This is a genomic window from Hyphobacterium sp., from assembly GCF_965217055.1.
GTDB lineage: Bacteria > Pseudomonadota > Alphaproteobacteria > Caulobacterales > Maricaulaceae > Hyphobacterium.
The window spans coordinates 2,609,303-2,630,499 of sequence record NZ_OZ244227.1 but is presented as its reverse complement, the minus strand read 5'-3'; the positions used below and the strand labels follow the sequence as shown (position 1 = coordinate 2,630,499).

The window sequence follows — 21,197 nt, the reverse complement described above, 5'->3', positions numbered from 1 at the left end:
CGCCCAAGAGCGGGCCAAGCACGCATGTCGGTGCTGGACAGCTGGGCTGCATGCGCCATGATGCCGACACGATTGCCGACAAGATGAGTCCGATGCGAGTCCTCGTTCTGCTGATTTCAATGGTCGCGGGCATGCTGGCGTCGACGCCGGCGGCCGCGCAATTTCCGGACCCCAGACTGCGGCCGGAGCGCCCCAACCCCTCCCGGTATCTGGACGATCAGGATTTCCTGATGCTGGAGCGCGGCCTGGAAGCCGCAAACGACGGTGACTGGGGCGAAGTCCGCGATGCGCGCCGGCGGATCTCGGACCCGATCGCCCGGCAGATCCTGCTCTGGCGAATCGCAACCTCGGATGAAGACACCAGTTTCATGGAGCTCGATCTTGCGCTCGACGAGCTAGCTGGCTGGCCACAACACGCGATGATCCGCTCTGAGGCCGAATTCAAGATCTCAACCTCGGGCTTGTCGTCCGACTTCATCATCAACTGGTTCGACGGCCGCGAACCGATATCGGGCGAAGGCAAGGTCGCGCTCGGCGAAGCATTGCGCAATGTCGGACGCCTGTCTGAAGCCGTGCCTTACCTTCGCGACGCCTGGCGCAATCATACCTTCCGCCGCTATCGCCAGCGCGAAATCCTCGCGGCTCACAACGACATTCTGACCCTCACCGACCATGAGGAACGCGTCGACTTCCTGCTCTGGCGCGATCAGCGCACACTGGCGCGCGATTTGCGCAGTCAGCTCGACAATGGTCATCGCGCCCTGCTCGACGCCCGAATTGCGTTGGCTGGCCGCTCCGGCGGCGTCAATGCTGCCGTGGCACGCGTTCCCAGCGAACTCGCAGATCATCCCGGACTGATTTATGAGCGGGCGCGTTGGCGCCGTCGCGCCAATCTAGATGAGGGCGCGCTGGAAATGCTGCAGCAATTGCCGGACTCGCATGAAGATACCGCCGCGTTGGACGATATGTGGCTCGAGCGTCGATTGATGATCCTCAATCTCATCCGCGATCGCGACTATGCAACGGCCTACAGGCTCGCTGCAGCCCACGGCATGAGTGACGGAGCCGATTTTGCCGACGCCGAATTCGTCGCGGGCTGGCTATCATTGCGTTATCTGGACGAACCGGCACGCGCTCTTGACCATTTCACGCGGCTTGTCGAAGGCGTCTCCTACCCGGTCTCGGTCTCGCGCGGCCGCTACTGGCAGGGCCGCGCCGCCGAAGCGCTCGGGCAGGAAGCGGACGCCGAACGCTATTTCCGGCTTGCGGCTGTACATGAAACCGCATTCTACGGCCAAATGGCGATCGTGCACCTGCGCGACACTAACCCGCCCGTTATCGACTTACCGCCCTCGCCTGCGCCTACCGATGAGGCCGTGATCGCGTTCGAATCGCGGGCGATGACCCGCGCTTTGCGGCTCCTTGCCGAGCAGGGCGAAGACTATCTTTTCCGGGTCTTCATCTACCATCTGGACGATGAGCTCGAAGACGCGGCCGACAGTCTGCTGCTGGCCCGGCTGGCACAGGAATATGGTTATCTGCGCCAGGGTGTCCGCGCTGCAAAGGCTGCCAGCTATCGCTGGAACATCCTCCCGGAGGTCAGTTATCCGGTCATCGACCTGCCGCCACCGTCCGGCAGGATCGAGCCCGAACCCGCTCTGGTGCATGCGATTATCCGTCAGGAAACCGAGTTCGACCCGCGCGCAATTTCCGGCGCGGGTGCACGTGGCATGATGCAGATGATGCCCGCCTCGGCCCGGCAGACCGCGCGCCGCATTGGCCTGCCCTATCGCTATGAATCGCTCACCTATGACGCAGAATACAACATGCGCCTCGGCCGCTATCACTTGCAGGAAGTGATAGACGAATTCGACGGCAGCTACATCCTGGCCATGGCTGCCTACAATGCCGGCGGCCACCGCGCCCGGCGCTGGATCGAAGATTACGGCGATCCGCGTTCACCGGATGTCGATCCGATCGACTGGATCGAATCCATCCCGTTCTCCGAGACGCGGAACTATGTCCAGCGCGTGCTTGAGAACGTCCAGGTTTATCGTTGGCGGTTCGGCGATGGCGGACCGGTGCCGCTCGAGATCGAGGTCGATCTGCAGCGTGGCGGAAGCTATTTCTAGATCCGTTCCAGGGCCTGCCGGAAGATCGCCGGATCGACATTGCCACCGGTAATCAGGACGATGGTCGTTTTGTCGCGCGTATCCAGCTTACCATTGAGCAGCGTTGCGAAAGCGGTTGCGCCGCCCGGCTCGGCAACAAGTTTAAGATGCTTCCAGATGAAGGCGATGGCATCCAGAGTGTCGTCATCGCTCGCCGTGACGCCGCCGGTCAGCTGATGGCGATTGATTTCGAAGGTCAGACGCCCGGGAGTCGGGGTGATGATGGCATCCTGAATCGAGCCGGATCGCCGTACATTCTCCACACGCTCGCCAGCCGCCAGCGATCTGCGGTAATCGTCAAAACCTTCGGGCTCCGCAGCCCACAATGCGCAATCAGGATACCGGTGCCGGATCGCGATTCCGGTGCCGGCGATCAGCCCGCCTCCCCCTGTACAGCAAACAAGCTGGTCCGGCTTCATCCCAAGCCCGTCAAGGTCCTCGGCCATTTCAAGCCCGATCGTACCTTGCCCGGCGATGATGAAGCGGTCGTCATAGGACGGCACCAGAACGCCACCCGTTTTCTCTACCAATTCCTGCGAGATTGCTTCCCTGTCGCCAGTCGCCCGGTCGTAGGATACAATCTCCCCGCCCATACGCTTCACACCTTCGGCCTTCGCGCGAGGCGCATCGGACGGCATCACGATTGTCACCGGCATGCCCAGCAGTTTTGCCGCCAGCGCCACGCCCTGCGCATGATTGCCGGAAGAGAACGCGACTACACCCTTATGCCGGTCGGCCTCGTCGATGCGAGAGAGACGGTTATAGGCGCCGCGAAACTTGAACGATCCGGTGCGCTGCAGGCATTCCGGCTTGATCAGGATACGCCCGCCAACCCGCTCGTTCAGCGCATCGTTTTCAAGCAGGGGTGTACGCACCGCCTGCCCTGAAATCTGCTGTGCCGCACTCCGGATGTCTTCTATGCCGGGCAAACCGCTCATTTCCCCACTCCCTTACTGGAATTGCCTGTAATCGCATTCGAAAAATCACGCAAAGGCGTTGCGCTGTGGACGCAATAAAGGCTTCAATGCGGCCAAGCCCGAAAACGGGCAATCGACCGGGGAGAGAGAAGAATGATGTTGAAGGGCGAAATGATGGATGCCCCCCTGATGATATCGGGGATTCTGAAGCATGCCGACAATTGCCACGGGGACCGCGAAGTGGTCAGCCGCCTTGCCGAAGATGGGTCGGTCCACCGTTACGGCTACAGCGACTGCCATGCACGCACGCGTCAGCTGGCGAATGCGCTGGTTAAAAAACTGAAGATCAAGGATTCTGACCGCGTCTCCACGATCGCCTGGAACAACCATCGCCACCTCGAACTGTATTACGGTGTATCCGGCATCGGCGCAGTGATTCACACCGTCAATCCACGACTCGACCCGGCGCAGATCATCTGGATCCTCAATCACGCCCAGTCCAAGGCGGTATTCTTCGACAAGACATTCGCCCCGCTGATCGACGGCATCGCCAAGCACTGCAAGACCGTCAAGAACTGGGTTCTGATGACGGATTCCACCCATACCGGTGACGTCCAGACCAAATGCCTCGCCTACGAGGATCTGATCGCCGATCACAAGGCCGATTACGACTGGCCGGTGTTTGATGAATATGCCGCCGCCGGACTTTGCTACACATCTGGCACGACCGGCGATCCCAAGGGCGTGTTATATTCGCACCGATCGACCATCTTGCATGCCATGGCATCAAGTGCATCCGACGTGATCGGCGTCGGATCGACGGGCGTGCTTTTACCGGTCGTGCCGATGTTCCACGTCAACGCCTGGGGCATCCCTTACGCCGCACCGATGAATGGCGCCAAGCTGGTCATGCCGGGACCTCGCCTCGACGGGCCGGGGCTGCACGAGATGATCACCGAGGAACGGGTCAATTATGTCGCCGGCGTGCCAACAGTCTGGCTCGGCCTTCTGCAATATCTGCGCGAGAGCGGTAATCGGATAGACAGCGTCGAGAAGGTGTTGATCGGTGGTGCCGCCCTCCCCGAAGCGCTGCTGCGCGCCTTCGAGGACGAATACGGTGTCCGCATGCAGCAAGGCTGGGGCATGACAGAGATGAGCCCGCTTGGCACAGTCAATGCGCCGCTCGCCAAGCATGAGGGAATCGACCGCGAGGAAGAGATAAAGATCAAGCTCAAACAGGGCCGCCTGGTCTTCGGCGTCGAGATGCGAATTGTCGACGATGAGGGGAATGAACTGCCCTGGGACGGCAAGTCCTCAGGCCATGTCCAGGTCCGCGGGCCCTGGATCGCCTCCGGCTATTTCCGCGGCGCCGGCCAGGACGCCTTCACCGATGACGGCTGGATGAAAACCGGCGATGTCGCCTATCTCGACTCCGATGGCTTCATGACGATCACCGACCGCTCGAAGGACGTCATCAAGACCGGCGGCGAATGGGTGTCCTCGATCGATCTCGAGAACGCCGCGATGGGACATCCCGATGTGGCCATGGCTGCCGCCATCGGCATGCCGCATCCGAAATGGGATGAACGCCCGCTGCTGATCGTCCAGCCCGCGCCGGGCAGTGAGCCGAGCGTGGAATCAATCCGCGATTATCTCGCCGGAGTGGTGCCGAAACTTTGGGTGCCGGACGATGTCCAGTTCATCGAGGAAATGCCGATCGGCGCCACCGGCAAGATCCTCAAGACAAAGCTGCGCGAAATGTTCAAGGATTACCAATTCCCCGGCACCGAGGAGATGGGGGCCTAGGAAGGCGGCGCAACTTGTGTTGGACTTCTCCCCCCTATTGCGCGGGGAGGAAACGGGACTCCGCTCCTCACAATCCCCCTCACCGCCCCTTGCGCGGCGCGGGAGCAAGGCGTAACTTCTTATCGAAATTCGATAAGGAGCCCGCCCGATGGAAATCGCCATTCTCGGCCTGTTGATGATGTTTCTGCCGACGCTGATCGCGCTCGTGCGCAGTCATCACAATACGTTCGCGATCTTCCTCACGAACCTGCTGCTCGGCTGGACGATCATCGGCTGGCTGATCGCGCTGATCTGGTCGACCACCGCCACGGCCCGCCGCGTCAGCGCCTAGATGAACTCGCAGATGTCGCCGAGCGGCTTCTTGATCAGCGCGTGCTCCGGCACCGTCGCGCCCTCGGCCGGATACCCGGCGACGATCAGCATATAGGGCTTTTCGTCCTTGGGACGGCCGCAGATCTCGGTCATGAAAGTCATCGGATTGGGCGTATGCGTCAGCGTCACCAGTCCAGCACGATGCAGTGCCGTCAATAACATGCCGCAAGCGATGCCCACGCTTTCATTGACGTAGTAATTCTTCTTGTTTTCCCCCGCCGTCACCCCGCCGCGGCGCTGCGCAAACACGGCAATGATCCACGGCGCGACCTCGAGGTAGGGCTTGTGATCGTCAGTTCCGAGCGGTTCGAGTGCCTCCAGCCATTCCTGGCTGGCCTTGTTTTCATAGAAGGCTTTTTCCTCTGCCTCTGCGGCTTCCCGGAGCTTCTGCCGGATCGGCCCCTTGCTGATCACGGTAAAATGCCACGGCTGGTGGTTGGCGCCCGACGGCGCGGTGCCGGCTGCCAGGATGGCGTGCTCGATGATCTCGCGGGGCACATCCCGGCCGGAAAAGTCACGTACGGTGCGGCGCTTGCGTATATCCTCGTAAAACGCCTTCGCCTCGGTCGTCATGTCGTCGAGCGGCTTCTCGGAGAATTCGAGCGGTTGGCGGTTATCAGTCACTGGCCTGACCAGTCCAGAACGACTTTGCCGGATTTACCGGAACGCATGGCGTCGAATCCTTCCTGATACCGCTCAGCCGGCAGCCGGTGCGTGATGACGCCGGAGACATCGAGTCCGGACTGCAGCATGGCGAGCATTTTGTACCAGGTCTCGAACATCTCACGCCCGTAAACGCCCTTAAGCGTGATCGCCTTCAGGACCAGCTTGCCGAAATCGACCTCGATCGGTTTCGACGGCAGTCCCAGCATCGCAATCTTCCCGCCCATGATCATGTTGCTCAGCATCTGGTTGAAGGCGACCGGCGCGCCGGACATTTCCAGCCCGACATCAAATCCTTCGGTCATCTTCAGCGAGGCCATTACATCCTTCAGGTCCTGCTTCGCGGAATTTACCGGGGTGAGATTGGACACAACAGTTTCCGCCAATTTCAGGCGATCGTCATTGATATCAGTGAGGACGACATGGCGCGCGCCGACATGGCGCGCAATTGCCGCGGCGAAAATGCCGATCGGTCCGGCACCGGTGATCAGCACATCCTCGCCGACAAGATCAAATTTCAGCGCGGTGTGAACCGCATTGCCGAGCGGATCGAGCACCGCCCCGATCTCGTCCGGCACATCGTCGGGCAGCCGCACCACGTTGAAAGCGGGCAGTTTCATGTATTTGGCGAAAGCGCCCGGGATATTGACCCCAATTCCCTTTGTATCCGGATCGAGATGGAACTTGCCAGCCCGCGCCGCGCGCGAACTTGCACCGACAACATGACCTTCACCGGAAACCCGCTGACCAACCTGGACCCGGGTCACATCTTCGCCAACGGCTTCGACCACACCGGAAAATTCGTGTCCGACCACCATCGGAACCGGGATGTTTTGCTGTGCCCATTCATCCCAGTTGTAGATATGGATGTCGGTGCCGCAAATCGCGGTCTTGCCAATCCTGATCAGCACGTCGTCCGGCCCGATTTCCGGTACCGGTGCATCCTCGATCATCCAGATGCCTTCTTCGGCTTTCGACTTGGCGAGGGCTTTCATTGGGTCTCCCGCATATTGATGCTTGGCAGCTAGATAATCTGGGTACGCGCCATCGTCCACTGCGCTTTCCGCCGTCGTCCCGGCCGCGGCTTCATCCGGATCAGCGCATCATCATGCCCTGGGACCGGGCCGTCACGGCTCAATTTCGGTCGGGCGCGCGAAGATAGAATATGGCGGCAACCGGAAAGGTCAGCATGAAAGCGGTGAGAAGGTAATTGGTGACGCGAAAGGCATCCGGATGTGCCCCCGTGACGTAAGTCACCAGGAATGCAATGGCGGCAAGCCCGGGAAAGATTGCCAATGGACGCCGACTGTCGGTTGCCAGGAGGTAGGACAGGACGCCGGAATAGGCACCGATCAGCCCCCATTTCATCCAGGTATGCCGCCACATCGCATCGAGTTCTGCCGAGGGATCCCTGCCGGCATCCAGATCGGCGAGAATCCGGTTGGCGACTTCATTCTCGGCCCAGTCGGCACCAATAGCGCCGGCCGCCAGCAAGACACCCAGAAACGCCAGCTTCCGGCCACGCAAACCCAGCCCGGCGAAGAAGGCGATGGCCATGCCGCCATAGGCAAGCGGAAACCAGGTATCCAACGCCTGAATTCCTTGAATCCACTCACGGATGGCCGCCGCGCCCGGTCCCGTAATGAAAGCGAGGTCCTCGATGGACCGCGCGAAATAAACAGCAAAGATCGGGCGATCATAACCATTGACGTTGGCCGGAAGGCTTTCCGGCGCCCCCGCCTGCATCAATCCGACAAATATCAGTGTCACGGCCGCGCCGAGCAATGTCAGCCCAAACATCAATCGATCCATCGTCACCTTGTCGCTCCCCCCCGGGGGTCTATTCCCCATTACGCTCAGACAACGTTATGTCAGGTCATGGCTTGGCCGAACAGGGGCGATTCCCTGCGAACGTGCCGCGCTTATTCTTTGCTCGAATCGGCTTCGCTGGCAGGTTTTTGGTCATGCCTGGCTGGGCGGACAAAAAACGGCACGCCGAAGCGTGCCGCTTTCAAAAAAGCTGTTCGTTGCTCTTGCTAACCTTCCGCCGTGCTCACCGGCGGGAAGATGCGGGCGATGGGTCCGCCCGATGGCACCGGCACGAGGAGGACGCGGCGCACCGGATTCCAGGCCGCGCCAAGCAACACGACAACCCCGCCGAGCATCAACAAGGTGATCGCCAGGACGACCGGCGCGTCGAGCCCGGACTGGTTGACTATGGCGGCGATCGAAATTCCCGCCGTCAGCAAGCCCGACACGATCAGCGCGCGGCGGTTAATCAGCAGCGAGACAAGCGCAAACAGCGCGATCACGACCAGCGCCACAGCCGCCAGCTGGGTCGCATGAGCGCTGTCGGAAGCGAGCGCGGCCATCAGGTTCGTTTGCTCGGGATTGGCAAAATCGGCTTCCTCCAAAGTCCAGCCGACCTGCACCACGTTGAGCACCGCTGACAACAGGATCGGGGCGGCAAAGAAGTGCAGCCAGAACGCCGTGCCCGAGAGGCGCGTCGTGCGTTCCGGATCACGCGCATCGAAGAGAATACCCGCCAGTAGCAGAATACCTCCGACGGCAACGCTCACCGCTGGCGCGTACGTCCCGGTGGTGAACGGGTCAATTGTGAACAGAACGAGCGCACCCAGTACGGCCAGCGTCACGCCCATCAGCCCGCCGGCAAACGGCAGGCGAAAGCTGAAATAGAACATGGCCACAGGGATGAGCGCCGCGAGCCCTGCGACTACCGGCAGGAGACGTACCGACCAGGGCAGTTGCGCCAGCACATAGGCCACCGCCTCGCGGCCAAACTCCATGTCCTCCGGCGCATTGGCAAACCGGCTCTCAAAATAGTCTTCGCCAACACCGACACCCTGCACCAGGAACTGTGCATAGGCCCAGACGAGGATGATAGTCACCGCCGTACTGAACGCACCGCAAAGGACAATGCCGGGCAGGATCCGGCGCTGGTGACCGACTAGCAGGGCGGATAGCAGCCATGTCACGACGGCGAAGCCGCCGATCAGTCCCATCAGCGCCATTTGCCAGCGCAAACTGCCTTCCTCGACATCGAGGCCGGCCATGGTCTGGCCAATTGCGACGCCCATCCCGCCGAGCAGGATAACGACCCCGATCGTCGTGAAGATATCGTGGAAATTGTTCAGGAATGGCAACATCTCGTCTGATGGACGAGCATTGTTGGACCGCGGCGCGGCAGCCGCACTTGCACTTGGTGCGTCAGACATCAAAACCTCCTCGGCAATTGCCCTTGCCGTTTTGATGCCCCCCAGCAGGACTATGGATGCAAATTCGCTTCCCCGGCGAATGTGCTGGCGAATTGGTACCGGATTATGGCGGAGGCGTCACGTGCTATCTAGTCTGATCAGTCTACCGGCACCGGCTCCACCGCTAAGGCCAGTTCCAACGTTTCAAGATCGAGCGTGCGTGAAATCACACGCCAATACTCGAAAGGCCATTCCTTTGGTTTCCTATCGGGAAACATTTCAAAGCCAGATGAATTTTCCCAAGTTTGTTTCAGCCGCGCTCGCTGACTAGGAGAAAGCGCGATTTCATCACCAATCGACGGTAGAAAACCCGAGTAATCGGCTCGAAATAATTCGCCGCCAAATTTCTCGTCCCAAAAAGAAATCGAACGTGGCTTCACAGTTTCGTTCATACCACCCCCAGTTCTTTCCCGACCTTCGTAAAAGCCGCCACCGCGCGGTCAATCTGTTCCGGCGTGTGGGCGGCGCTCATCTGGGTACGGATCCGCGCCTTGCCCTTGGGCACGACCGGATAGAAGAAGCCGATCACATAGACGCCCTCCTGCATCAGCCGGTCGGCCATTTTCTGGCTCAGCGCGGCATCGCCCAACATCACAGGGATGATCGGATGCTCGCCCGGCAGGAGGTCGAAACCGGCCTCGCTCATCCCCTTGCGGAAGCGCTTCGCATTGTCGAACAGGCGGGCGCGCAGATCATTGCCCTTTTCCACCATGTCCAGCGCCGTCAGCGAGGCGCCGGCAATCGACGGGGCCAGAGAGTTCGAGAACAGATAGGGCCGCGAGCGCTGGCGCAACAGGTCGACGACTTCCTTCTTGGCCGCCGTGAAACCGCCCATCGCCCCGCCCAGAGCCTTGCCCAGCGTGCCGGTGATGATGTCGACACGGCCCATCACGCCGCAATGCTCGGGCGTGCCCCGCCCTTTCGCGCCCATGAAGCCGTGCGCATGGCAATCATCGACCATGACCAGAGCGCCATACCGGTCGGCCAGATCACAGATCGATTTGAGATTGGCGATATAGCCGTCCATCGAGAACACGCCGTCGGTAACGATCAGCTTGTGGCGAGCGCCGGCCGCATCGGCCGCCTTCAGCTGGGTTTCCAGATCGTCCATGTCGGAATTGGCGTAGCGGAATCGCTTCGCCTTGCAGAGCCTGACCCCGTCAATGATCGAGGCGTGGTTCAACGCGTCGGAAATGATCGCGTCATTCTCATCCAGCAGCGGCTCGAACACACCGCCATTGGCGTCGAAGGCTGCGGCATAGAGGATAGCGTCCTCCTGTCCAGTGAAGGCCGCAATGGCCCTTTCCAGCTCGCGATGCACCGTCTGGGTGCCGCAGATGAAGCGCACCGAGGCAACGCCGTAGCCATACTCATCCAAAGCGGTCTTGGCCGCGTCGATCAGTTCCGGCCGGTTGGCGAGGCCGAGATAATTGTTGGCGCAGAAATTGATGACATGATCGGTGCTGCCATTCCGCTTCACATCGATCTCGGAGAATTGCTGAGAAGCGATGACCCGTTCGCGCTTGTAGAGCCCGTCGGCTTCGATTTCCTTCAGCGTGTTCGCAAGATGCGCGTAAAAGGCGTCGGACATGTTCGGGCTCCACTCGGTGAGAGGCGAGACATAGCCCCTGCACCGCCGCGGTTCAATCGCGCTGCAAATTCCGCACAGCAACTGCGGGAATCTGCCGGTTTTTCTTGGCATTGCCCCCTATTCCGGGTTTAGCTGAAAACCAGTGATTTGCCGGGAGGGATCAGGGGCGGACACCCGACCCTGAATGTGTCAATGGCCATGAAGCCGACGGATACAAGCGATCCGGAATATTTCCACAAAGTTGTCGATTGCCAGTTTGCCTGTCCGGCCCACACGCCGGTGCCGGATTATATCCGGCTGATCGCGCAGGGCCGCTATACCGACGCCTACATGATGAACCGGCGCTCCAACGTGTTTCCGGGCATTCTCGGCCGCGTCTGCGACCGCCCGTGCGAACCGGCCTGCCGCCGCACACGGGTGGAAGACGAGCCGGTGGCGATCTGCCGCCTGAAACGCGTCGCCGCCGATCACCGGGACGAAGTCGCCCATCTTGTCCCCAAGGGCGGCACGCCCAACGGCAAGAAGATCGCCTTGATCGGCGCGGGACCGGCCTCGCTGACCGTCGCCAATGACCTGGCCCCGCTGGGCTATGACTGCACGATCTTCGAAGCGCTGGAAAAGCCCGGCGGCCTGATGATTTCGAACATCCCCTCCTTCCGCCTGCCGGAAAAGGTGCTGGATGACGAGATCGGCTACATCCTCGACATGGGTGTCATGCTGAAGACCGGCCATCGCATCGAATCGATGAAGTCACTGCTCGAAGAAGGTTATGACGCCGTCTTCGTCGGCTCCGGCGCTCCCAAGGGCAAGGACCTGAATATCCCCGGCCGCGAAGAGGCCGCCGACAATATTCACATTGGCATTGAATGGCTGGAATCAGTCGCATTCGATCATATCGAGGAGATCGGGAAAAAGGTCCTCATTATCGGCGTCGGAAATACCGCCATGGATTGCTGCCGTACCTCGCTGCGCCTGGGCGCTGACGATGTGAAGGTGATGGCCCGCAAGCCGCGTGAATTCTTCAAGGCTTCCCCATGGGAGCTGAAGGATGCCGAGCACGAGAACGTCGAGATCGTCGTCAATCACTCGCCCAAGAATTTCGTCACCGAGAACGGCAAGCTTGTCGGCATGACATTCGAGCTGATGGAATACGATGTCGACGAGACCGGCTGCATCACCGATACCCGCGTGACCGGCGAGACCACCCTACCCTGCGACGACGTCATCCTCGCCATCGGCCAGGACAATGCCTTCCCCTGGATCGAGCGCGATATCGGGCTTGAATTCGACAAGTGGGATGCCCCGGTGGTCGACAAGACGACCTTCGAATCGACGCGGCCGGGCGTCTTCTTCGGCGGCGATGCCGCATTCGGCCCGTTGAACATCATCTGGGCAGTCGAGCACGGCCACCAGGCCGCGATCTCGATCCACAAGCACTGCCAGGGCGAGGACGTCACCGACCGCCTGCCGCGCGGGCTCAATCTGGAAACCGTCAAGATGGGACCCAATGAATGGTCCTATTCAAATGATTACGATCCGGAACACCGCCGCGAAATGCCGGAAGTCGATCTCGCCGAGCGTTTCAAGGAACTCGACATCGAGGTCGAGCTCGGCTTCACGCCCGAGCAGATCAAGACTGAGGTCGAACGCTGTCTGAATTGCGATATCCAGACCGTGTTCTCGGCGCCGGCCTGTACCGAATGCGATGCCTGTATCGACATCTGCCCGGTCAATTGCCTCACCATCACGCCCAATGGCGAGGAGGCCGATCTGCGCACGCGCCTCGCCGCACCGGCGGCGAATACCGACCAGGCGCTTTATGTTTCCGAGGACCTGCCGCTGACCGACCGGGTCATGGTCAAGGACGAGGACCTTTGCCTGCATTGCGGATTGTGCGCCGAGCGATGCCCGACCGGCGCGTGGGACATGCAGAAATCGACCATCTTCCTGCCGCATGCCGATGACGAGCTTGCAGCGGCCGCCAGCCGGAGAGCCGCGGAATGAACGTGCAGTCCAGCCCCCGGGCCGCGGGGTCGCAGGCCGTGAAGGTCAACGACTTCGTCATCAAGATCGGCAATGTGAACGGCACCGGCTCGGCTTCGGCCAACGGGCTGTTGATGAAGTCCATCTTCCGAATGGGTGTGCCCGTCGTCGGCAAGAATCTGTTTCCGTCCAACATCCAGGGATTGCCCACCTGGTACGAGATCCGCGTCTCCAAGGACGGCTGGACCGCACGGCGCGGTGATGTCGACCTCATGGTCGCGATGAATCTCGAAAGTTACGAGCAGGACCTCAAATCGGTCACGCCCGGCGGCGCCCTGCTGTACGACTCGACCTGGCCGCGCCCGAAACTGCACGGCCGCGAGGACATCAATGTCATCGGCGTGCCGCTGGCGCGCATGACCAATGCCGAATTCGCCAATGCCCGTACCCGGGTGCTGATGAAAAACATGGCCTATGTCGGCGCAATCGCTGCGCTGACGGGCATCGACATGGAAGTGATCCGCGCCCTCGTGGAAGCAACCTTCGCGGCCAAGCCGAAGCTGATCGAGCCCAACATGAAAGCGCTGATGCTCGGCTTCAACTATATCCGCGAGCATTATGAGGCCCTGCCCCTGCGCGTCGAGCCGATGGACGAGACCAAGGATTGCATCCTGATCGAGGGCAATGACGCTGCTGCCCTCGGCTGCGTCTATGCTGGCGCAACTTTCGGCGCCTGGTATCCGATCACTCCGTCGACTTCGCTGATGGACGGTTTCAAGAAACATTGCGAAGCGCTGCGCGTCGATGCGGAAACCGGCAAGAATAATTACTGCATCATCCAGGCCGAGGACGAATTGTCCGCCGCCGGAATGGTGCTGGGCGCGAGCTGGAATGGCGCACGCGCCTTCACCCCCACCTCCGGGCCTGGTATCTCGCTGATGAGCGAGTTCATCGGCTTTGCCTATTATGCCGAAGTCCCTTCGGTCTTTTTCGACATTCAGCGCGTCGGCCCGTCGACCGGCATGCCGACCCGCACCCAACAGGGCGACATATTGCTCGCCGCCTATGCCAGCCACGGCGACACCAAGCACATCGTGCTGTTCCCGGCCGATCCCAAGGAATGCTTTGAATTGTCGGTCGACGCTTTCGACATTGCCGAACGCTTCCAGACGCCGGTTTTCGTCCTGTCCGATCTCGATATCGGCATGAATGAGTGGATGGTGCCGCGCTTTGAATGGGATGATGAGCGCCGCCCCGATCGCGGCAAGGTGCTGCACGCCGCGGATCTCGAAAAAGTCGAGAAATTCCACCGCTATCTGGATGTCGACGGCGACGGCATTCCCTACCGCACCATACCCGGCGAACATCCGAAAGGGGCCTATTTCACGCGCGGTTCCGGACACAACAAGTTCGGTGGATATACAGAGGATTCAGCAGCTTATCAGGAAGTTCTCGACCGAATTCTCCAGAAATGGAAGAATTCGGCGGACCAGCTGCCCCGCCCGGTCATCCAGCCCGCTGCCAAGCCGACGAAGCGCGCCATCCTGACCGTCGGCGGCTGCGATGCCGCGGTCCGCGAAGCCATTGCCAGCCTCGCCGAAGACGGGCTGCATTTCGACTATCTCCGCGTCAAGGCCTTCCCCTTCCACTCCGAGGTGAAACAATTCCTCGCCGCGCACGACACCGTCTTTGTCGTCGAGCAGAACCGTGACGCCCAGCTGCGCCAGCTGCTTATCAACGAGACCGAGGTCGAGAAGAAGACACTGATCCCGATCCTCGATTATTCCGGCATGCCGGCCGATACCGGCCTCATTGCCCGCATGATCACCGAACATTGCGCGGGAGAGGACAAATGACCTCGATCAAGAAACCCCTCGTCGACAAGCATTTGCGTAAGAACAGGCAGGGGCTGACCCAGCGCGACTATGAAGGCGTCGCGTCGACGCTGTGCGCCGGCTGCGGTCATGATTCCATAACCGCTGCCTTCGTGCGCGCCTTCCACGAGCTCGATCTCGAACCGCACCGCGCTGCCAAGGTGTCGGGCATTGGCTGTTCGTCCAAGACCACCGCCTATTTCCTCGGCCAGTCCAGCGGCATCAACACCGTGCACGGACGCATGCCGTCCGTCGCCACCGGCGCGGCAGCGGTCAATCCGGAGCTCCATTATATCGGTGTCTCCGGCGACGGCGATTCGCTCTCGATCGGCATGGGACAGTTTGCGCATGCCATCCGCCGGAATCTCAACATGCTCTATGTGATCGAGAACAATGGCGTCTATGGCCTGACCAAGGGGCAGTTCTCGGCCTCCGCCGATGTCGGGACCAAGGCCAAGTACGGCGAGGTCAACGAGCAGACCCCGATCGATCCGGTGCGCGTCGCCCTCACCCTTGGCGCGACATTCGTGGCGCGCAGTTTTTCCGGCGACAAGGAACAGCTCGTCCCGCTGATCAAGGCCGGGCTGATGCACAAGGGCTTTGCCCTGATCGACGTGGTCTCACCCTGCGTAACCTTCAACGACCATGCCGGCTCGACCAAGTCGTATGCCCATACCTACAAATATTATCACCCGGTCATCCACGCCGATTTCGTGCCGGAAGAAGCCGAGATCACGGCGGATTATGCCGAAGGCGAAGCGATCACCATCCCGATGCACAATGGCGGCGATGTCGTGCTTAGAAAAACCGATCGCAGCCACGATCCACGAGACCGCGATGCGGCGTTCGACCTGTTGAAGAATCTCGACGGCCAGGAGATCCCGACCGGCCTGATCTATATCGACGAGACCCGCCCGACCATGGGCGACATGAACCACCTGCCCGACACACCGCTCAACGCGGTGGATCACGCCAAGCTCTGCCCCGGCTCGGCCACGCTCAAGGAATTGATGGACGGGTATGCCTAGGAAATGGCGGCGCTTTCTCGCCGTTTGATGGCGCGAGGCAACCGATAAAATCCGTCATCCCTGCGGAAGCAGGGACCCAATTGCGCCGTTTCAAGCGGCAAGCCCCGAGCCAACCAGCCGGCGGCTTCAACGCCGCGCAGATTGCGCGCATGTATTTATCGCGTTACCGCCCCTCTGGGTCCCAACTTTCGTTGGGATGACGTGAGAAATGCCGCGTTTGTGGCTACCCTCCCTGTCAAAGGGAGGGACAAGTATTGGAAACCTCAAACCGACGGCAAATCCAGCCCCTGCTCTTTCGCGCAGTCCTTCGCGATGTCGTATCCCGCATCGGCATGGCGCATCACGCCCGTGCCGGGATCGTTCCACAAGACGCGCTCAATGCGTTTCGCCGCCTCGGGCGTACCATCGCAGCAAATCACCTGGCCGGAATGGATCGAATAGCCCATGCCGACACCGCCGCCATGGTGCAGCGACACCCAAGTCGCGCCCGAGGCGGTGTTCAAGAGCGCATTGAGCAGCGGCCAGTCGGCCACCGCGTCCGACCCGTCCATCATCGCCTCGGTCTCGCGATTGGGCGAGGCCACGGAGCCGGAATCGAGATGGTCCCGGCCGATCACCACCGGTGCGGAGAGTACGCCGGATGCGACCATCTCGTTGAAGGCGAGTCCCAGCCGGTGGCGCTGGCCCAGGCCGACCCAGCAGATTCGTGCCGGCAGCCCCTGGAAGGCGATGCGCTTGCGTGCCATGTCGAGCCAGTTGTGTAGGTGCTTGTCGTCCGGGATCAGCTCCTTCACCTTGGCGTCGGTCTTGTAGATGTCTTCCGGATTGCCTGACAGCGCCGCCCAGCGGAAGGGACCGACGCCGCGGCAGAACAAAGGCCGGATATAGGCCGGCACAAAACCGGGGAAGTCGAACGCGTTCTCGACTCCGACATCCTGCGCCATCTGGCGGATATTATTGCCGTAATCCAAGACCGGGATGCCCTGCTCCCAGAAGCCGAGCATAGCCCGCACCTGGAAGGCCATCGACTGCTTCGCTGCCCTGGCCACGGCGTCGGGATCGCTCTCGCGCTTCTCAAACCAGTCTTCCAGCGACCAGCCGGCCGGCAGATAGCCGTTCACCGGATCATGCGCCGAGGTCTGGTCGGTCACCGCGTCGGGCCGGATGCCGCGCTTGAGAATTTCCGGGAAGACCTCGGCCGCATTGCCCAAGAGGCCGACCGACACCGCCCTACCCTCGCCATGCGCTCGCTCGATGATTGCCAACGCCTCGTCCAGCGTCTCCGCCTTTTCGTCCAGATAACGCGTGCGCAGGCGCATCTCGATGCGCGAGGGCTGGCATTCTACCGCCAGCATTGAGGCGCCCGCCATCGTCGCGGCAAGCGGCTGGGCGCCGCCCATTCCGCCGAGCCCGCCGGTCAGGATCCACTTGCCGTTGAGGTCGCCGCCGAAATGCTGGCGGCCGACTTCGGCAAAGGTTTCATACGTCCCCTGCACGATCCCCTGGCTGCCGATATAGATCCATGATCCGGCCGTCATCTGGCCGTACATCATCAGCCCCTTGCGATCGAGTTCGCGAAAATGCTCCCAGTTCGCCCAGGCCGGGACGAGGTTGGAATTCGCGATCAGCACGCGGGGCGCATCTTCATGCGTCTTGAAGACACCTACAGGCTTGCCGGACTGCACCAGCAGCGTCTCGTCGGCTTCCATGCGTTTCAGAGTGGAGACGATCCGATCAAACGACTCCCAATCGCGCGCCGCCCGGCCGATCCCGCCATAGACCACCAGCTCTTCCGGCTTTTCCGCCACATCCGGATCCAGATTGTTCATCAGCATCCGCAACGGCGCTTCGGTCAGCCAGGATTTCGCGTCCAGTTCGGAACCGGTCTTGGCGCGGATCGTGCGGGCATTGTCGAGACGGGTCGAGGCCATCAGGCAGGCTCCCAGTGCAGGTGTTCGGCCGCATCTAACGCGGCTTGCAGGATGTCTTTGAGCAGCGGTTTCAACTTCTTGGCAGCCGCTTCGTCATACTCGACGGCGGCCTCGTCCATGTAGGCGCGCTGCGCCAGCTCCATCTGCAGCGCATGGATATTGTGCCGCGGCGTACCATAGGTCCGGGTGATCCAGCCGCCCTTGAACCGGCCATTGGCGACCGTTTCATAATCGTCCTGGTCGAGCATTTTCCCGGTGACTGCGCGCTCGATCTCCCGTGCACAGGATAGACCTTCATTGGTCCCCAGATTGAGCACCGGCAACTCACCCTCAAACAAGCGTGGCACGCGCGAACTGATCGAATGCGCATCATAGAGAACGCAATAGCCGTGCAACGCGCGGACCCGGGAGATCTGCTCACTCAAGGCCTGGTGATAGGGATCGAAATAGGTGGCGCGGCGGGTTTCAATTTCCGTCTCGTCTGGGGCGTCACCCTGGTAAATCGCGGCTCCGTCGAACAATTCCGTGGGCACCAGCCCCGTCGTTGCCTGGCCCGGATAGAGGGACTGACCGCCAGGATCGCGATTGACGTCGATCACGAAACGCGAAAAATTCGCTTTCAGGATCGTCGCATTCATGTCCGCAGCAAAGCCATAGAGCCGGTCAACGAACCAGTCCGTGTCCGGCAACTTCCGCGCCTCCGGGGTCATGCGCTTGAGTATATCGTCCGGAACCTCGGTGCCGGCATGCGGAATGTTGATCACCAGCGGGCTTTGCCCCTCGCCTAGCTCGAACACGCTGCTCATTCACCTACTCCGGGCATTTCGGCGATCGATTCGATCGCGCCCTCGGCAATCATCTCCGTTGCGCGGGCAATATCCGGTGCGAAGAAGCGATCATCTTCCAGCCTGGATATGTCGGCCCGAAGGATCTTCCGCGCTGCCTCGATCGGAGCAGACGACGAAAGCTGGGCATGGAAATCCAGCCCCTGCGCTGCCGTCAGCCATTCCAGCGCGACGATTGCCTGCAAATTCCTGGTCATGTCCATCAAGCGCCGTGCACCGTGCGCGGCCATCGAGACATGGTCTTCCTGGTTCGCAGAGGTCGGGATCGAATCCGTGCTCGCCGGCGCCGCCCTCTGCTTGTTCTCGCTGACCAGGGCGGCCGCCGTTACCTGCGGAATCATGAAGCCGGAATTGAGCCCCGGCGCCGGCGACAGGAATGCCGGAAGGCCCGACAAATTCGGATCGACCAGCATCGCCTGGCGCCGTTCCGACATGGAACCGATCTCGGCGATCGCCAGGGCGATCATGTCCGCCGCAAACGCCACAGGCTCGGCGTGGAAATTCCCGCCGGAGATCGCCACCGGCCCTTCCGGGAAAATCAGCGGGTTGTCAGTCACTGCATTGGCTTCGGTCATCAGCGTTGCGGCGGCCTGCCGCAACACGCCCAGCGCAGCGCCCATCACCTGCGGCTGGCAGCGCAGGCAATATGGGTCCTGCACTTTCGAACAATCGCTGTGAGATGTATTGATATCGCTGCCTTCGAGCAGCGTGCGATAAGCGGCGGCAGCATCAATCTGTCCCTGGTGCCCGCGGCATTCGTGGATGCGCTGATCGAAGGGCGCATAAGACCCCATTGCCGCATCCACGCTCATTGCACCTGTGACCAGTGCTGACCGAAATCCGCGCTCGGCTTCGAACAGGCCGGCAAGCGCGTAAGCCGTCGAAAACTGTGTTCCGTTTAGTAGGGCGAGGCCTTCCTTGGGCCCCAGCTCCAACGGCTCGAGCCCCAGCCGCGACAGTCCTTCTGCGGCGTCCAGCGTTTCATCGCCAAGCCTGACTGTACCGACACCAATCAACGCGGCGGCCAGCTGCGACAAGGGGGCAAGGTCGCCGGAGGCTCCCACCGAACCCTGGGCGGGGATCTGCGGGATCAGCCCGCCCGCCAGCATCGCCTCCAGTCTCTCGATGACCTGCCAGCGCACGCCAGAAACGCCGCGCCCGAGCGACGCCATTTTCAACGCCATCATCAAGCTGACGATCTCGTCTGGCATCGCGGGGCCGACACCGGCGGCATGCGACAATACCAGCCGCTTTTGCAGCTCGGCCAGCTCGGTATCGGCAATCCGGCTCTGCGCCAGCTTGCCGAACCCGGTATTGACGCCATAGACGGCGCGCCCTGAATTCAGTAGCTCTTGTACCGCCTCGGCGCCACGCTCGACCTGGCCCAGGCAGCTGCGATCAAGACTGACCGGTTTGCCGCGATAGATGGCCCGCCAATCGGCCAGCGACATGGCACCAGGACGCAATTTCACGCTCATGCCCACTCTCCGGAAAGAATGCGACCATGCAGCGGCCGCGCGCCAATCCATTGAACTAGCTGCGCCAGATTGTCGACATCCCAGACAGCGAGGTCGCAGCGCTTGCCGATCTCGATCGTGCCGATCTCGTTATGCAGGCCAAGCGCGCGTGCGCCTTCCCTGGTAATGCCCGCCAAGGCTTCCTCCACCGTGAATCCGAAAAGCGTGCAGGCTAGATTGGCTGTTGTGAGCAAGGACAGGACCGGTGAGGAACCCGGATTGGCGTCGGTGGCCAATGCCATCGGAACGCCAGCTTTCCGCAGAGCGTCGATGGGTGGCTTCTGCATTTCGTTCAGCATGTAAAAAGCGCCCGGCAGGATGACGGCGACGGTCCCCGCTTCCGCCAGGGCCGAGACGCCGACCGCGTCCGTGTATTCGAGATGGTCAGCGCTTAACGCTCCGAATTCAGCGGCCAGCGCCGCGCCCCCGAGATTGCTGAACTGGTCGGCATGCAGCTTGACGCGCAAGCCCGCTGATTGGGCCGCGGAGAAAACCCGCCGGGTTTGTTCCGGGCTGAAGGCGATCTCCTCGCAATAGGCATCCACGGCATCGGCCAGGCCCTCACGGGCAGCTTCCTTGACCAGCGGCAGGCAGATTTCATCGATATAGGCATCGGCTCGGCCATCATATTCCGGCGGGATGGCATGCGCCGCGAGCAGCGTCGACTGGACCCGCAAACCGGTGACCAGCCCAAGGCTGCGGATCGCCTTCAACATATTAAGTTCGGACTCAAAGTTAAGCCCGTAACCGCTTTTGATTTCTACTGTTCCAAGACCTTCTGCAACCAGCGCATCGAGTCGTGAAAGCGTTTCTGCCGCGAGGTCGGCTGCACCAGCCTTGCGGACCGCCTGGACTGTAGAAGCAATCCCGCCGCCGGCTTTCGCTATGGCTTCATAGCTCGCCCCGGCAAGCCTTTGCTCGAACTCGCGCGACCGGTCTCCGGCAAACACGAGATGGGTATGGCAATCGACCAGGGCCGGCGTTACCCAACGCCCTTCGAGATCGACGATGTCCTCGGCATCGGGCGCATCCGATGCGGGCCCCATCCAGGCAATTCGGCCGCCCCGGACGCCGACGGCAGCATTTTCCATGGCACCATACGGCTCCGGTCCTGCCATCGTGGCAAGGCGGGCACGGGTGTAGATGCAATCAAGGCGCACGTGCGCTCTCCCCAAGGCCGACAGAATCCTTAAGACTGCCACTGTCATGTCAGAGGATGCACCG

The 21,197-nt window shown here is 61.3% G+C and carries 17 protein-coding genes; 6 read left to right on the top strand and 11 right to left on the bottom strand.

Annotation, left to right across the window (positions count from 1 at the left end):
* Nucleotides 1–50: 50 nt before the first annotated feature.
* Nucleotides 51–2,132 (top strand): transglycosylase SLT domain-containing protein, encoded by a 2,082-nt coding sequence (locus ACOOFN_RS13175; protein ID WP_420432227.1) that lies wholly within the window; start codon nt 51–53, stop codon nt 2,130–2,132.
* Here the strand turns inward: ACOOFN_RS13175 and ACOOFN_RS13170 are convergent.
* Complete coding sequence (locus tag ACOOFN_RS13170) at nt 2,129–3,109, bottom strand: threonine ammonia-lyase (RefSeq protein WP_420432225.1); 981 nt, start codon at nt 3,107–3,109, stop codon at nt 2,129–2,131. The genes ACOOFN_RS13175 and ACOOFN_RS13170 overlap by 4 nt on opposite strands.
* 132 nt (nt 3,110–3,241) lie before the next feature.
* Here ACOOFN_RS13170 and ACOOFN_RS13165 point away from each other — a divergent pair, with 132 nt between their 5' ends.
* Nucleotides 3,242–4,894 carry a long-chain-fatty-acid--CoA ligase gene (locus tag ACOOFN_RS13165; RefSeq protein ID WP_420432223.1) on the top strand — a complete coding sequence of 551 codons (1,653 nt, stop codon included), beginning with the start codon at nt 3,242–3,244 and terminating at the stop codon, nt 4,892–4,894.
* Between the two features lie 148 nt (nt 4,895–5,042).
* Nucleotides 5,043–5,225, top strand: coding sequence for a superinfection immunity protein (locus ACOOFN_RS13160; protein ID WP_420432221.1), 183 nt, complete (start codon nt 5,043–5,045; stop codon nt 5,223–5,225).
* On the opposite strand, the gene ACOOFN_RS13155 is transcribed toward ACOOFN_RS13160, so the two are convergent.
* The 6 genes from ACOOFN_RS13155 to ACOOFN_RS13130 all read right to left on the bottom strand — a co-directional run bounded on the left by ACOOFN_RS13155 (nt 5,222) and on the right by ACOOFN_RS13130 (nt 10,795).
* The gene (locus ACOOFN_RS13155) at nt 5,222–5,839 is read right to left on the bottom strand and encodes a nitroreductase family protein (RefSeq protein ID WP_420435077.1); all 618 of its coding nucleotides are present in this window, start codon (nt 5,837–5,839) and stop codon (nt 5,222–5,224) included. The two genes, ACOOFN_RS13160 and ACOOFN_RS13155, sit on opposite strands and share 4 nt — an antisense overlap.
* A gap of 47 nt (nt 5,840–5,886) precedes the next feature.
* Entirely contained in the window at nt 5,887–6,924 is a 1,038-nt protein-coding gene (gene tdh, locus ACOOFN_RS13150) for an L-threonine 3-dehydrogenase (protein ID WP_420432219.1), read from the bottom strand.
* 139 nt (nt 6,925–7,063) lie between these two features.
* Nucleotides 7,064–7,747, bottom strand: a complete 684-nt coding sequence (locus ACOOFN_RS13145) for a hypothetical protein (protein ID WP_420432217.1) — start codon at nt 7,745–7,747, stop codon at nt 7,064–7,066.
* Between the two features lie 218 nt (nt 7,748–7,965).
* Nucleotides 7,966–9,165, bottom strand: coding sequence for a hypothetical protein (locus tag ACOOFN_RS13140; RefSeq protein ID WP_420432215.1), 1,200 nt, complete (start codon nt 9,163–9,165; stop codon nt 7,966–7,968).
* A gap of 137 nt (nt 9,166–9,302) precedes the next feature.
* Complete coding sequence (locus ACOOFN_RS13135; RefSeq protein WP_420432213.1) at nt 9,303–9,596, bottom strand: hypothetical protein; 294 nt, start codon at nt 9,594–9,596, stop codon at nt 9,303–9,305.
* Complete coding sequence (locus ACOOFN_RS13130) at nt 9,593–10,795, bottom strand: glycine C-acetyltransferase (protein WP_420432211.1); 1,203 nt, start codon at nt 10,793–10,795, stop codon at nt 9,593–9,595. The genes ACOOFN_RS13135 and ACOOFN_RS13130 overlap by 4 nt, the downstream gene beginning before the upstream one ends.
* Nucleotides 10,796–10,993: 198 nt before the next feature.
* Between ACOOFN_RS13130 and ACOOFN_RS13125 the strand changes: the two genes are divergently transcribed.
* From ACOOFN_RS13125 to ACOOFN_RS13115, 3 genes are read left to right on the top strand one after another with little or no spacing between them, the layout of a single operon-like run.
* Nucleotides 10,994–12,799, top strand: a complete 1,806-nt coding sequence (locus ACOOFN_RS13125) for an FAD-dependent oxidoreductase (RefSeq protein ID WP_420435075.1) — start codon at nt 10,994–10,996, stop codon at nt 12,797–12,799.
* Nucleotides 12,800–12,801: 2 nt separating this feature from the next.
* Complete coding sequence (locus tag ACOOFN_RS13120; protein WP_420432209.1) at nt 12,802–14,634, top strand: 2-oxoacid:acceptor oxidoreductase subunit alpha; 1,833 nt, start codon at nt 12,802–12,804, stop codon at nt 14,632–14,634.
* Nucleotides 14,631–15,680 carry a 2-oxoacid:ferredoxin oxidoreductase subunit beta gene (locus ACOOFN_RS13115; protein ID WP_420432207.1) on the top strand — a complete coding sequence of 350 codons (1,050 nt, stop codon included), beginning with the start codon at nt 14,631–14,633 and terminating at the stop codon, nt 15,678–15,680. The genes ACOOFN_RS13120 and ACOOFN_RS13115 overlap by 4 nt, the downstream gene beginning before the upstream one ends.
* Nucleotides 15,681–15,943: 263 nt before the next feature.
* Here the strand turns inward: ACOOFN_RS13115 and hutU are convergent, their stop codons facing one another.
* The 4 genes from hutU to hutI are packed head-to-tail and all read right to left on the bottom strand — an operon-like array spanning nt 15,944 to nt 21,133.
* Entirely contained in the window at nt 15,944–17,611 is a 1,668-nt protein-coding gene (gene hutU, locus ACOOFN_RS13110) for a urocanate hydratase (RefSeq protein ID WP_420432205.1), read from the bottom strand.
* Nucleotides 17,611–18,417, bottom strand: coding sequence for an N-formylglutamate deformylase (hutG, locus tag ACOOFN_RS13105; RefSeq protein ID WP_420432203.1), 807 nt, complete (start codon nt 18,415–18,417; stop codon nt 17,611–17,613). The genes hutU and hutG overlap by 1 nt, the downstream gene beginning before the upstream one ends.
* On the bottom strand, nt 18,414–19,934 hold the full coding sequence (hutH, locus tag ACOOFN_RS13100) for a histidine ammonia-lyase (RefSeq protein ID WP_420432201.1): 1,521 nt from the start codon (nt 19,932–19,934) through the stop codon (nt 18,414–18,416). The genes hutG and hutH overlap by 4 nt, the downstream gene beginning before the upstream one ends.
* Nucleotides 19,931–21,133 (bottom strand): imidazolonepropionase, encoded by a 1,203-nt coding sequence (gene hutI / locus ACOOFN_RS13095; RefSeq protein WP_420432199.1) that lies wholly within the window; start codon nt 21,131–21,133, stop codon nt 19,931–19,933. Before hutI ends, hutH begins: the two co-directional genes overlap by 4 nt.
* Nucleotides 21,134–21,197: the final 64 nt, after the last annotated feature.

Coding starts and splice junctions, on each gene's coding strand:
- ACOOFN_RS13125 (WP_420435075.1), top strand. CDS start 10,994: ATGAAGCCGACGGATACAAGCGATCCGGAATATTTCCACAAAGTTGTC.
- ACOOFN_RS13140 (WP_420432215.1), bottom strand. CDS start 9,165: ATGTCTGACGCACCAAGTGCAAGTGCGGCTGCCGCGCCGCGGTCCAAC.
- ACOOFN_RS13115 (WP_420432207.1), top strand. CDS start 14,631: ATGACCTCGATCAAGAAACCCCTCGTCGACAAGCATTTGCGTAAGAAC.
- ACOOFN_RS13155 (WP_420435077.1), bottom strand. CDS start 5,839: ATGACGACCGAGGCGAAGGCGTTTTACGAGGATATACGCAAGCGCCGC.
- ACOOFN_RS13165 (WP_420432223.1), top strand. CDS start 3,242: ATGATGTTGAAGGGCGAAATGATGGATGCCCCCCTGATGATATCGGGG.
- hutG (WP_420432203.1), bottom strand. CDS start 18,417: ATGAGCAGCGTGTTCGAGCTAGGCGAGGGGCAAAGCCCGCTGGTGATC.
- ACOOFN_RS13130 (WP_420432211.1), bottom strand. CDS start 10,795: ATGTCCGACGCCTTTTACGCGCATCTTGCGAACACGCTGAAGGAAATC.
- hutH (WP_420432201.1), bottom strand. CDS start 19,934: ATGAGCGTGAAATTGCGTCCTGGTGCCATGTCGCTGGCCGATTGGCGG.
- ACOOFN_RS13135 (WP_420432213.1), bottom strand. CDS start 9,596: ATGAACGAAACTGTGAAGCCACGTTCGATTTCTTTTTGGGACGAGAAA.
- ACOOFN_RS13175 (WP_420432227.1), top strand. CDS start 51: ATGCGCCATGATGCCGACACGATTGCCGACAAGATGAGTCCGATGCGA.
- ACOOFN_RS13160 (WP_420432221.1), top strand. CDS start 5,043: ATGGAAATCGCCATTCTCGGCCTGTTGATGATGTTTCTGCCGACGCTG.
- tdh (WP_420432219.1), bottom strand. CDS start 6,924: ATGAAAGCCCTCGCCAAGTCGAAAGCCGAAGAAGGCATCTGGATGATC.
- ACOOFN_RS13170 (WP_420432225.1), bottom strand. CDS start 3,109: ATGAGCGGTTTGCCCGGCATAGAAGACATCCGGAGTGCGGCACAGCAG.
- hutU (WP_420432205.1), bottom strand. CDS start 17,611: ATGGCCTCGACCCGTCTCGACAATGCCCGCACGATCCGCGCCAAGACC.